The 11,953-nt window shown below is 68.9% G+C and carries 12 protein-coding genes; 4 read left to right on the top strand and 8 right to left on the bottom strand.

What is annotated here, in order from left to right; translation table 11 throughout:
- Positions 1-72: 72 nt before the first annotated feature.
- From ABZX37_RS14190 to ABZX37_RS14175, 4 genes are read right to left on the bottom strand one after another with little or no spacing between them, the layout of a single operon-like run.
- Positions 73-840: a 3-oxoacyl-ACP reductase gene (locus ABZX37_RS14190; RefSeq protein ID WP_354739408.1), complete on the bottom strand. Its 768-nt coding sequence runs from the start codon at positions 838-840 to the stop codon at positions 73-75.
- Positions 841-846: 6 nt separating this feature from the next.
- The gene (locus ABZX37_RS14185) at positions 847-2,211 is read right to left on the bottom strand and encodes an aldehyde dehydrogenase family protein (protein ID WP_354739406.1); all 1,365 of its coding nucleotides are present in this window, start codon (positions 2,209-2,211) and stop codon (positions 847-849) included.
- Positions 2,208-2,921, bottom strand: a complete 714-nt coding sequence (locus ABZX37_RS14180; RefSeq protein ID WP_354739404.1) for a gamma-glutamyl-gamma-aminobutyrate hydrolase family protein — start codon at positions 2,919-2,921, stop codon at positions 2,208-2,210. The genes ABZX37_RS14185 and ABZX37_RS14180 overlap by 4 nt, the downstream gene beginning before the upstream one ends.
- Positions 2,902-4,248, bottom strand: coding sequence for a glutamine synthetase family protein (locus ABZX37_RS14175; protein WP_354739419.1), 1,347 nt, complete (start codon positions 4,246-4,248; stop codon positions 2,902-2,904). The genes ABZX37_RS14180 and ABZX37_RS14175 overlap by 20 nt, the downstream gene beginning before the upstream one ends.
- A gap of 256 nt (positions 4,249-4,504) precedes the next feature.
- Between ABZX37_RS14175 and ABZX37_RS14170 the strand changes: the two genes are divergently transcribed.
- Positions 4,505-5,026: a general stress protein gene (locus ABZX37_RS14170; RefSeq protein WP_344285862.1), complete on the top strand. Its 522-nt coding sequence runs from the start codon at positions 4,505-4,507 to the stop codon at positions 5,024-5,026.
- A gap of 346 nt (positions 5,027-5,372) precedes the next feature.
- On the opposite strand, the gene ABZX37_RS14165 is transcribed toward ABZX37_RS14170, so the two are convergent.
- Together ABZX37_RS14165 and ABZX37_RS14160 are read right to left on the bottom strand one after the other, a co-directional pair.
- A complete protein-coding gene (locus tag ABZX37_RS14165) occupies positions 5,373-6,608 on the bottom strand; it encodes a hypothetical protein (RefSeq protein ID WP_354739402.1) in 1,236 nt (411 codons plus the stop codon).
- A gap of 46 nt (positions 6,609-6,654) precedes the next feature.
- On the bottom strand, positions 6,655-6,978 hold the full coding sequence (locus ABZX37_RS14160) for a PadR family transcriptional regulator (RefSeq protein ID WP_354739400.1): 324 nt from the start codon (positions 6,976-6,978) through the stop codon (positions 6,655-6,657).
- A 159-nt stretch (positions 6,979-7,137) separates the two neighbouring features.
- Here ABZX37_RS14160 and ABZX37_RS14155 point away from each other — a divergent pair, with 159 nt between their 5' ends.
- Together ABZX37_RS14155 and ABZX37_RS14150 are read left to right on the top strand one after the other, a co-directional pair.
- The gene (locus ABZX37_RS14155) at positions 7,138-7,719 is read left to right on the top strand and encodes a TetR/AcrR family transcriptional regulator (RefSeq protein WP_354739398.1); all 582 of its coding nucleotides are present in this window, start codon (positions 7,138-7,140) and stop codon (positions 7,717-7,719) included.
- A complete protein-coding gene (locus ABZX37_RS14150) occupies positions 7,703-9,151 on the top strand; it encodes a nitrilase-related carbon-nitrogen hydrolase (RefSeq protein ID WP_354739396.1) in 1,449 nt (482 codons plus the stop codon). The genes ABZX37_RS14155 and ABZX37_RS14150 overlap by 17 nt, the downstream gene beginning before the upstream one ends.
- Positions 9,152-9,181: 30 nt before the next feature.
- Here ABZX37_RS14150 and ABZX37_RS14145 read toward each other — a convergent pair whose 3' ends face one another.
- Positions 9,182-9,751 (bottom strand): TetR/AcrR family transcriptional regulator, encoded by a 570-nt coding sequence (locus ABZX37_RS14145; protein WP_354739394.1) that lies wholly within the window; start codon positions 9,749-9,751, stop codon positions 9,182-9,184.
- A gap of 90 nt (positions 9,752-9,841) precedes the next feature.
- Here ABZX37_RS14145 and ABZX37_RS14140 point away from each other — a divergent pair, with 90 nt between their 5' ends.
- Positions 9,842-10,804, top strand: coding sequence for a 2-dehydropantoate 2-reductase N-terminal domain-containing protein (locus ABZX37_RS14140; protein ID WP_354739392.1), 963 nt, complete (start codon positions 9,842-9,844; stop codon positions 10,802-10,804).
- 186 nt (positions 10,805-10,990) lie between these two features.
- Here the strand turns inward: ABZX37_RS14140 and mutM are convergent, their stop codons facing one another.
- Positions 10,991-11,851 (bottom strand): bifunctional DNA-formamidopyrimidine glycosylase/DNA-(apurinic or apyrimidinic site) lyase, encoded by an 861-nt coding sequence (gene mutM / locus ABZX37_RS14135; RefSeq protein WP_354739390.1) that lies wholly within the window; start codon positions 11,849-11,851, stop codon positions 10,991-10,993.
- Between the last annotated feature and the right edge of the window lie 102 nt (positions 11,852-11,953).

Genomic DNA, 11,953 nt, shown 5'->3' with positions numbered 1-11,953 from the left:
ACCCCCTTGCCAAAGGTCCGTGAAGGGCTCCTTGAGGGAATCTGATTCCCTCAAGGAGCCCTTCACGGACAGTCACAACGGCGTTACGTAGGCGCCCGAGATGCCGCCGTCTACCAGGAACTGCGCGGCGGTGATGAAGCTGGCGTCGTCGCTCGCCAGGAAGGCCACCGCGGCGGCGATTTCCTCCGGCTCGGCGAACCGGCCGACCGGAACGTGCACCAGACGGCGGGCCGCGCGCTCCGGGTCCTTCGCGAAGAGTTCCTTCAGCAGCGGCGTGTTGACCGGCCCCGGGCACAGCGCGTTGACCCGGATGTTCTCGCGCGCGAACTGCACGCCCAGCTCGCGCGTCATGGCGAGCACGCCGCCCTTCGAAGCGGTGTACGAAATCTGCGACGTCGCGGCTCCCATCACGGCCACGAACGAAGCGGTATTCACGATCGAACCGCGGCCCTGGCGCTGCATGTGCGGCAACACGGCCTTGCAGCACAGGTACACCGAGGTCAGGTTGACCCGCTGCACCTTCTCCCACGCTTCGATGCCGGTGGTGAGGATCGAATCGTCCTCGGGCGGCGAGATGCCCGCGTTGTTGAAGGCGACGTCGACCGCGCCGAACTCGTCGACCGTCGTCTGGAAAAGGGCCTCGACCTGGTCCGCGTCGGTGACGTCGACCTGGACGAAGGCCCCGCCCACGGTGTCGGCGGCCGCCTTGCCCTGCCCCGGCTCGACGTCGCCGATCACCACCTTCGCGCCCTCGCTCGCCAGCCGTTTGGCGGTGGCGAGGCCGATGCCGCTCGCTCCGCCGGTGATCACCGCGACGCGGCCGTCAAAACGCTGCACCATCGTGGGTCATTCCTCTGTGCTCAGGAAAACGTTCTTGGTTTCGGTGAAAGCGGCGGCGGCGTCCGGGCCCAGCTCACGGCCGAGGCCGGACTGCTTGAAGCCGCCGAAGGGCGTCCAGTAGCGGACTGACGAATGCGAATTCACCGACAGGTTCCCAGAATCGACGCCGCGCGCAACTCGGAAGGCACGGCCGACGTCGCGGGTCCAGATCGAGCCGGACAGGCCATACTCGGTGTCGTTGGCCATCCGCACCGCGTCGGCTTCGTCGCGGAATCGGACCACCGCGACGACCGGGCCGAAGATCTCGTCACGGGCCAGCGGATCGTCCAAGCCCGGCGGGAGCACGACGGTCGGCGCGAACCAGTAACCCGGCCCGGACGGCGCGCTGCCGCGGAAAGCGACCGGCGTCCGCTCGGTGACGTAGGAGGAGACTTTCGCGTGGTGGTCCGCGGAAATCAGCGGGCCCATCTCGGTCGCCTCGTCGCCCGGATCGCCGACGACCACGCCCCGCACCGCGGGTTCGAGCAGTTCGAGGAACCGGTCGTAAACGTTGTCCTGCACCAGGATCAGCGAGCGCGCGCAGCAGTCCTGGCCGGCGTTGTCGAACACCCCGTACGGCGCGGTCGCCGCGGCTTTCTCCACGTCGGCGTCGGCGAACACGATGTTGGCGTTCTTGCCGCCCAGCTCCAGCGTCACCCGTTTCACCTGCGCCGCGCAGCCCGCCATGACCTGCTTGCCGACCTCGGTCGAGCCGGTGAACACGACCTTGCGCACCGCCGGATGCGTGACAAACCGTTGCCCGACAACCGACCCCTTGCCCGGGAGCACCTGGAAGACGTCTTCGGGGATTCCCGCTTCACGCGCGAGTTCGGCCAGGCGCAGCGCGGTGAGCGGGGTCAGCTCGGCCGGTTTGAGCACGACCGTGTTGCCCGCCGCGAGCGCGGGCGCGAAGCCCCAGCCCGCGATCGGCATCGGGAAGTTCCACGGCACGATCACGCCGACCACGCCCAGCGGCTCGTGGAACGTGACGTTGACGCCGCCGTCGACCGGGATTTGCTTTCCCAGCAACCGTTCCGGCGCGCCGGCGGAGTATTCGAGCAGGTCGCGCACGTTGCCCGCCTCCCAGCGGGCATTGCCGATGGTGTGGCCGGAGTTCTCGACCTCCAGCCGGGCGAGGTTCTCCCGGTCGGCGTCGACCGCGTCCGCGAACCGGCGCAGCAGCCTCGCCCGATCGCCCGGGGCGAGCGCCCGCCAGGCCGGGAACGCGGCGTGCGCGCGGGCGATCGCGGCGTCGGTCTCCGCCTCGCTGGTCAGCGCGACCTGGCGCACCACCTCCGCGGTCGCCGGATTGCGCACCTCGAACGTCGTCATTTCGCCTCCCGCACGGCGTTCACTAGCGCGGCGAACAGCCGGACGTCGTCGCTGTCCTGCTCCGGATGCCACTGCACACCGAGCACGAACTCGCCCGGCACCTCCGCGGCCTCGACCGTCCCGTCCGCCGCGTGGCCGGACGCGATCAAGCCGGAGCCCAGCCGGTCAATCGCCTGATGGTGGTAACACTGGACTTTCGTTTCCTGGCCCAGAATCGCGGCCGCCCGTGTGCCGTCGACCAGGCTGACCGTGCTGGTGCCGAACGTCGCCGGAGCCGGCTGATGCGTTGCGTCGCCGAGGGTTTCCGAGAGGTGCTGCGAGAGCGTGCCGCCGAGCGCGACACTCATCACCTGCAGCCCGCGACACACGCCGAGCACCGGTTTTCCGGCCGCGCGCGCCGCCTCGAACAGGCCGAACTCGAACGCGTCGCGCTCCGGTCGGATGTACGTCTTCTCGTGCGGCTCCTGGCCGTAACGGCTGGGTTCGACGTCCGCGCCGCCGGTGAGGACGAGGCCGTCGATGCGTCCCACGAGCGCGTCGTACTTCGTGCTTACTGGCGGCAGCAGCACCGGAACCCCGCCCGCCTTGACCACGCAGTCCGCGTACACCCGGTGCAGCAGCATCGCTTCGGTGTCCCACGCCAGGAACTTCGCCTGTTCCGAGTAGGTGCTGAGCCCGATGACAGGTGGGTCAGAGTCGTTCAAAACCACGGATGCGCTCCCAATCGGTCACAGCTCGCTCGTACGCTTCGCGCTCGATCCGCGCGGCGTTGAGGTAATGGTCGACTACATCAGCGCCGAAGGCATCTCGCGCGATACGGCTGCCTTCGAGGACTTCAGCGGCTTCAGCGAGCGTGACGGGCACAGTGGGCTTGTCGGACGCGTACGCGTTGCCTACGAACTCAGGCTCCAGCGGCAACTCGTTCTCGATGCCGTGCAACCCAGCAGCGATCATCGCGGCGACTGCGAGGTACGGGTTCACGTCTCCGCCGGGTACGCGGTTCTCGACGCGCAACCCGTCACCGTGCCCGACTACGCGCAACGCGCACGTACGGTTGTCCGTGCCCCACGCGATCGCTGTCGGCGCGAAGCTGCCAGGGACATAACGCTTGTACGAGTTGATGTTCGGGGCGAAGAAGTACGTCATCTCGCGCAACGCTTCCAGCTGTCCGGCGAGGAAGTGCTGCATCAGCTTCGAGAAGCCGTGGTCGCCGTCGCCGGGAAGCACCGCTTCGCCGGACTTGCCGCGAAGGCTCAGATGGATGTGGCAGGAGTTGCCCTCGCGTTCGTTGTACTTCGCCATGAACGTGAGGCTCTTGCCCTCCTGCGCGGCGATCTCCTTCGCACCGTTCTTGTAGATGCCGTGGTTGTCGCACGTCGCGAGCGCTTCGGCGTAGCGGAAGGCGATCTCGTGCTGGCCCGGGTTGCACTCGCCCTTCGCCGACTCCGGATACAGGCCCGCGCCCGCCATTCCGTTGCGGATCCGGCGCAGCAGCGGCTCGATGCGCGCGGTGCCGAGCATGGAGTAGTCGACGTTGTACTGATTGGACGGTTTGAGGTCCTGGTAGCGCTTGTCCCACGCGGATTCGTAGGAGTCGTCGAACACGATGAACTCGAGTTCGGTGCCGACGTACGCCTTCAGGTCGCGTTCGGCGAGCCGGTCGAGCTGGCGGCGCAGCACCTGGCGCGGCGAAACGGAAACCGGGCCGCCCTGCACGCGCTCGACGTCCGCGAGCACCAGCGCGGTGCCCTCCTGCCACGGAATCTCCCGCAGCGTCGCGAAATCCGGCCGGAGCACGAAGTCGCCGTAGCCGCTCTGCCAGGACGAGATGTCGTAGCCGTCGACGGTGTTCATGTCGACGTCCACCGCGAGCAGGTAGTTGCACGCCTCGGTCGCGTGGCCGACCACCTCTTCGAGGAAGTACTCCGCCGAGCAGCGCTTGCCCTGGAGCCGCCCCTGCATGTCGGTGAGCGCGACGAGCACCGTGTCGATGGTGCCCGCCGTCACCCGTTCGCGGAGATCTTCGAGCGTGAGCATTCCTCGCCTGGCCGCCATCGCATCGCCCCAAAGGTTCGGATCAGGTCCTTTGCGGCTTCTTCTTACCGGGCGGTCCTGCCAGGGTCAATCCACTGAAAGGTATTTTCATAGACCTTTAAACGAGGGTTCAGCGCGGCTCACCCAGGCGGCGCCTGCTATGTCCGGGTTGCCCGGCTGAGAAGATACTGTGAATCGGGTGCGTCCGGGACCAAATCCGCCGCCTCGTGCGTTGGACCGGGCAAGAGAGGTGAGAGGGATGACTGAAGCATTCACGCAGACCACGTTCAGCCAGCAGCAGGCGCGGCCGCAGCTCCCGACGCTGCCCACCGGGTGGCCGATCGGGTCGTACGAGTCCTACGAGCAGGCCCAGCAGGCCGTCGACCACCTCGCGCACGCTGACTTCCCGGTCGCCGACGTCACCATCGTCGGCGTCCAGCCGATGCTCGTCGAGCGCATCGCGGGCAAGATGAGCTGGAGCCGGATGCTCAGCAGCGCGGCCATGTCCGGCGCGGTGTTCGGCCTGTTCCTGGGCCTGGTGCTGAGCATGCTCAACCCGGCCGCCGGGCTGCTGTCGATCGTGCTCGGCCTCGCCGCGGGTGTCGTGTTCAACGTGGCCTTCGGCGCACTGGGCTACGCGGCGAACCGCAACAAGCGCGGGTTCATCTCGCAGAGCCAGCTGGTCGCGCAGCGCTACGACGTGCTGTCGCAGCCGCGCAACGCCGAGAAGGGCCGCCAGCTGCTGGCGGACCTGGCCGCGCGCTCGGCGTTCAACCACTGAGTTTTCGCCGACTCGCCTCCCGGGCGCCCGGGCCGTTCGCGGCCTGGGCGCCCGGTTTCGCGTTCGGCGGCTCGGGACCACGAGCCGGGCGAGAGACCGCCACACACCTCCGGCGTTTCCGGCAACGCCCGCGCCAGTCGGTGCACCCGGTCCAGCACCTCGTCGCCGGTGAGCCGCTCGTCCCCCGGTTCTCGAACAGGGTCGCGAACCTGCCAAGGGTCCGGCGCTGGGCGACGGCGGTCTTTGTCGGAGGCGGCTGCCAGAGTTGTCGCGGCGGCTGGGGCTGCGGCGGGTCCTCGTGCGCGGCGATGCCGGTTCTAACCGGCATTACCACGCACGACCCGCACTACCGCGTCGGCGGAGCGGCCTTCGTCGGAGTGCTCGGCGGGACCGGCGTCCCGGATGTCGCCGAAGCCTTCGGGATCACCGCCGCGAACGGCACCCCCGCGTCCTCCCGGCAATATGCGCGATGCCCGTTGTACCCGTTGACGTTCCCGCGGTCGTCCTGCACTCCCTCGACGACCTTCGGACGCGGGAACTGGTTGTCCTGCCCGGTCAGCTGGCTCGTGCCGGTGTCCTTCTCGCAGCCGTAGCGGGAGATCGCGAGCGGGCGGCCGCGGTCGTCGTACAGGTAGACGTTCTCAAGCGGTTTGCCGTTCGCGTCGAACACGTACAGGTTGCTCAGTTCGTGCTGGCCGTAGCGCAGCGCTTCGTTGCCGTGGACGTCCTCGTACATCGACGAGGCGTACGACGGGGTGGAACTCGACGAATACGTGCGGTCCCGGACGAGGTTGACCGCCGCGCCGAGTCCGCCGAACGCGCTGCCCACCACGAACGCCGACACCGGCACCGCGATCCACAGCATCCGGCCGTCGACCTTGATCCGCGGGCCCGCCCACATCACCAGGCCCGCGCCGACGAGCAGCACCGGCAGCAGCAGGACCGCGTGCAGGTCCCGGATCATCAGCAGCAGCCCGAACGCCAGCAGCGCGAACCCGCAGACCACCCACCACGCCGGCTTCAGCGAATCGAGATACGCGAGCGCGCGGTCGGCCGACCGGTCCTCCCGCATCGACTTCACCATCGCCCGCGCGCGGACCACCTCCGGCAGCTCCCGCATCGCGTCGAGCCCGCGCAGCAACAGGAACGCCACGCTCACCGCGAACACCGGGGCCAGCAAGATCATCCCGGCCAGCGCCTCGGCATTGAAGCGCACCGCGGTGTAGAACGCGATCATCGCGGTGCCTGCCGCGCAGAACACCAAGCCCCACAAGGCAAGCCGCGCTCCGGCCCGGCCCGGCTTCGCCGCCGCCGTCGGCAGGACCTCGGTCGCCGCTTCCGGAGCCGGAGCGGGCGGGTAGCCGCCGGAAGCCCGCAGTTCGGCCGCGTAGCTCTCCGGGGTGCCGAGCCGCGCGACGAGGTCCTCGACCCGCGCCGCAGCGCCTGCTTCCGCCTCCATCTCGGCCAGCTGCGGCCGGACGTCCTCGAGCAGTTCCTCGATCTCGTTCGCGGGCAGGTCCGCGAGCGCGGTGCGCACCCTCGACAGGTACACCCGCGCGGCCGTCGGCTTGTCCGTGCTCATGCTGCCTCTCCCCGATTCGTGCCCGCGGTTTCGCCTGTCCGCGCGGTCAGGCCCGCTCTTTCACCAAACTGTCCATAATGGACGCGAAGCTGCCCCACGTGCGCGCCGATTCGGCGAGCCGCGCCCTGCCCCGGTCGTTCAAGCTGTAGTACTTGCGGTGCGGGCCCTCTTCGCTCGGAACCACGTACGACGTCAGCAATCCCGCCTTGTACAGCCGCCGCAGAGTGCCGTACACCGACGCGTCCCCGACCTCCTCCAGGCCGGCGGCGCGCAGTCTTCGCAGCACGTCGTAGCCGTACCCGTCGTCGTCGCGCAGCACCGCGAGGACCGCGAGGTCCAGCACTCCCTTGAGCAGCTGACTGATCTCCACGGCGTTCCTTCCCGGTCCTGCGCGAGAGAAGCTACCACGCATAGCGCAGTAGTGTGCGCGGCGAGCGGCCGTTCGGCGGTATCGCTGCCCATCCGGCCAGGTCAGCGAGAGACGAACGGTCAGGTATACAGCGTAGACGTCGAGGTATACAGTGTAGACATGGTCGAGATCCCGACAGCCGAACGGCTCGCGGCGGCGGCGCGCGAGATCATCGCCGCCGAGGGCGCGGCGGCGGTCAGCATGCGCCGGGTCGCCGAAGCCGCCGGAGTCACCGCGATGGCGATCTACCGGCATTACGAAAACCGCGAGGTCCTGCTGCGCGCGGTCGCCGACTCCACCGGCCGGGAACTGGGCGCGGCGTGGAAAGACCCGGCGCCGGACGGCGAATGGCTCGACCGCTTCGACGCACTGCTGGACCGGTTCCTGGATTTCGCCCTCGGCCAGCCGCATCTGTACCGCTTCCTGATGACCGACGGCTGGGCTCGGGCCCGGATCTATCCCGACGGCTACCGCGAACCCGGCTCGCCGCCGTTCACCGCGCTGGTCCGGCTGATCGAAGAAGGCATCCGCGACGGCGTGCTGCGCGACGACGATCCGCTGGAAGCCGCGCTGACCGTCAGCACGCAAACGCAAGGCATGGTGCTGCACTACCTCGCCGGCCGGATGGGGGCGGCGGAACCCGAGTTCCGTGCGCTGTGCCGACGTACTTCCCGGAGGATTTTCGATGGCCTCAGAACGTAATGCCCGTTGGCAGGTCCCGGTCGCGCTGCTTTCTTCAGCGGCGCTCTTCTACTTCGGCACCGGACTGGACCCGATCGCCGCGCTCACCTGGCTCGCGCCGTTTCCGGTGCTGCTGCTGGCAACCCGAGCCAGCGGCTGGACGACGGTGAGCACCGCGTTCGGCGCGTTCTTGCTCGGCACCGCGAATATGTGGGCCTACCAAACACATTCCGGCGACGAACCGTTGTGGCCGTTCGGCGCCGCCATCGATGTCGGGATGTCGCTGGTGTTCACGTTCGCGGTGTGGCTGTTCTGGGCCTTGGCGCGCCGCCGCCGGACGCTGCTGGCCAGCCTCGCCGCACCCGCGGCGTGGACCGCCCTCTTGTACCTGATCGCCACGCTGAACCCGATGGGGATGATGGGTTCCCTCGCCAACGACCAGGGCGACGCGCCGCTCGTGCTGCAAACCGCTTCGTGGGCCGGGATGTGGGGCGTCGAGTTCCTGGTGCTGCTGCCCGCTTTCGCAGTCGCCGCGATGTGCGCGCCCGGAGCTTCCCGGGTACGCATAGGCGTTGTCGCCGCGGTCATTGTGGCTTTGTCCCTTGGCGGCGGCGCACTACGGCTTTCCGGCACTGGCGGTCCGACGGTGCGAATGGCCGCTATCACGCAAAATGCCGGCTACCACTGGGGTCCCGCGCTCGGCACCGCTCAAGGCCGCGCCTTGGTCGACGACTACATCCAGCAGATCTCAGCCATGCCAGACGGCGTGAAGCTCATCGTGTTGCCCGAAGCCGCTTTCAGCGCCGAGGAGGAATGGCCAGCGGCGTTGGTCGAGCCGATGCGGCGCGCGGCCAAGGCCCGGGGCGCGGCGATCGTGGTCGGCTTCGAGTACTACGACCGGCCAGGCAAGCACAACTACGACTACGCGCTGGCCTTCCCCGCCGACGGCGCCTCACCCGCTCGGTACCTGAAACACCACGACCTGGTGAGCCCGCCGGGCCGGGATCTGGTGTTCGTCCCGGGCACCGAGGTCCCGACCGGACTGGTGATCTGCGGCGACACGACGTTCACCTCCCCCAGCCGCGACTACGCCGCCGCCGGTTCGCGGATCCTCGCGATCCCGGCCGAACTGGCGGTCCCGCCGGGCAACAACGACGAGGGCGGCTGGCAGCACACCCGCAACGCACTGCTCCGGGGTGTCGAAAGTGGACAGTCGATCGCGCTCTCCGACGCGAACGGCAGCCTGATGCTGTCCGACGGTTACGGCCGCGTCCTCGGCGAAGCCCGCACCGGCGGACCAGCTCCGTTCACGACAGTCGTTGCCGATGTTCCCGCAGGTCCCGGCCAGACGTTCCACACGCGCTTCGGTGATTGGTTCGCTTGGCTCGCGATCGCGATTACCGTTGCTGGCTTGGTTTTCACCCGCCTCCGCGCGGCTACGCGACCATCCTGAAAATTCGCGGATCCACCCCGCCGCGCCGTGTCACTGCGGTCGGCGCAGCCCGTCCAGCAGGAGGGTGATGACGTCGTCAGCCTCGGCACGCCAATGTGGACGGTCGTGAGCCGCACCGATGCCGTGCAGCACCATCATCACGGCACCGGAATCCACGTCGTCGCGAACGCTGCCCTCCCGCACGGCGGCGGCCACCAGATCGGCGACAGCCTGCTCCAGTGCCTGGCTGCCCTCGGCGAGATCGCCTGAGCGTTCGGCCATGAGCGTGGCCAGCGTGCGGGCCAGGCCCTCGTGGGCGTCGATGTGGTCGACCATGCCGCGCAGGAAAGTCGCCAAAGCCTCCGCCGCGGGCAGCGTGGCCCGCAACTCGCGCGCGCGGTCGCACAGCGCGGCGACTTCTCCGTGGTAGACCGCCTCGGCCAGCGCCTCCCGGGTGGGGAAATGCCGGTACAGCGTGCCGGTGCCGACCCCCGCCAGGAGGGCGAAGTCGTCGAAGCGCAGGTCGAAGAACTCACCGGTGTCGAAGATCTCTCGCGCCTTGGCGACCAGGACATCGCGGTTGCGCCGGGCGTCGGCCCGCAGCGGCTTGTCGGCGGTCATGTGCTCCCTCGCGTTGACAAGTGGAGACAGTCTCCATATTTTGAAAAGTGGAGATTGTCTCCACATCGAATGCTACCCCACGAGGTGCACGTGAAGATCCTGATGTTCGGCCGAGGCGTGATCGCCACCGTCTACGGCTGGACCCTGCAACAGGCGGGCCACGACGTCGAGTTCTACGTCCGGCCGGGCCGCGCGGCGACGTACGGCGACACCGTCGACCTCGACCTGTTCGATCCGCGGCACTGGCGGCGTGGGCAGCGCGTCGAGAAGTGGCCGGTGCGCCTCCGCGAGGAGGTGGAACCAGACCATGACTTCGACCTGATCGTGCTCAGTGTCGGGCACCACCGCCTCGCGGAGGCGACGGCTTTCCTGGCTCCGCGCGTCGGCCAGGCCACGGTGCTGATCTTCGGCAACGTCTGGACCGAGCCGTTGGACGCGATCGGCGCACTCCCCGTCGACCAGGTCGCCTGGGGCTTTCCCCAGGGCGGCGGAGGTTTCGGCGCGGACGGCGTGCTCCGCGGATTCCTGCTGCGGTCGGTCGTCTTCGGCACTCTCGGCCAGCCCCCGACCGACCGGGAACTGGCTGTGCGCCAGGCGTTTCGCGAGGCCGGGCTCCGGATCAAGGAGCGGCCCGATTTCCGCGGCTGGCTGTGGGTCCATTTCGTCTCGGACGCGGGCCTGTTCTCCCAAGGCCTGCGGCTGGGTTCCCTGTCCCAGCTGGCCGGGTCGACGCGCGACGTGCGCGAGGGCCTGCTGGCCGGGCGCGAGCTCGTGCCGCTCCTCGAAGCGCGCGGTATCGATCTGCGACGGCACCGGGGCGGTCTGCTGCCGTTCCGAGCGCCCACCTGGCTGACGGCCCCCGTGCTCGCCTGGCTGACTGCTCATTTCGCGCCCGTGCGCGCGAGTTTCGCCGCACACAACAACCCCGACGCGGAGGAGCCACGCGAGGTCTGCCGGGACACACTGGCCGAAGCACGTCGGTTAGGCATCACGGCACCGCGGCTGGAAGCGGCGGAACCGCTCTTCGCCCGCGAGGAGACGGGTCGAGCCTGAACTCGCCGATGTCCCTGTCGCACAAGGCTTTTCGCTGTCGAGTGTCCGGGACATGGAAGGAAAAGGCCGCTGGTTCGCGCGGTTTGGTCTCACCACCTGGCCTCAGCGACCTCCCGTTCTCGCCCGACCGCAGCCACAACTGGCCGCCCAGCCCCGCCTCCACTGCCAGGCGACCACCCCGCGCGGCTAAACCACCCGAGCCCGCCGCTGACACCTGGGACACGAAAACGACGACCGGTTCATGAACGGCTCCCGCCGGATCGGCGAACCGCAGCGGCGGCACGGCATTCCTTCCTGACCGTACGCGTCGAGCGAGCGCTCGAAATACCCCGATTCTCCGTTCACGTTCACATAAAGCGCGTCGAACGACGTCCCGCCCGCGAGCAGCGCAGCCGACATCACGTCGCTGGCCGCGGACACCAGCGTTCGCCCTTGTGCGGCAGTGAGTTTCTCGGTCGGCCGCGACCAATGCAGTTTGGAGCGCCACAACGCCTCGTCGGCGTAAATGTTGCCCACCCCGGACACCAGCGTCTGGTCGAGCAGCGCCCGTTTCACCTCCGTGCGCCGCGAACGCAACGCGCGCACGGCGGCCTCCGGGTCGAACTTCGGGTCCATCGGGTCCCTGGCGATGTGCGCGATGGTGCCGGGCAGGCTGTCGCCGTCGACCTCGACCAGTTCGTCCAGGGCCAGGCCGCCGAACGTGCGCTGGTCGACGAACCGCAGTTCCGGTCCGCCGTCGGCGAATCGGACCCGGACGCGCAGGTGTTTCTCGTCCGCCGAGCCCTCGGGCTGCACCAGCATCTGGCCGCTCATGCCGAGATGCGCCAGCACCGCCTCGCCGTCGGACAGTTCCAGCCACAGGTATTTGCCGCGCCGCCGGGCCGCCTCGATCGTGACTCCGGCGAGCCGTCCGGTGAAGTCGGCGGCTCCTTGGGCGTGCCGCCGGATGGCGCGGTCGTGCAGCACCTCGACGGCCCGGACGGTACGGCCGGCGACGTGCGCTTCGAGACCGGCGCGGACGGTCTCGACCTCGGGTAGTTCGGGCATGCGCTCATTCTGCCCGGCGCCCCCGACAAAAAACGGCGGGCCCGTGCCCAGCAACAAAAAACCGGGGCCGGCCGACGTCAAGTCGGCCGGCCCCGGGAAGAA

Source organism: Amycolatopsis sp. NPDC004079 (genome assembly GCF_040610415.1).
GTDB lineage: Bacteria > Actinomycetota > Actinomycetes > Mycobacteriales > Pseudonocardiaceae > Amycolatopsis > Amycolatopsis halotolerans.
This window is presented reverse-complemented; position numbering and strand designations above follow the sequence as displayed.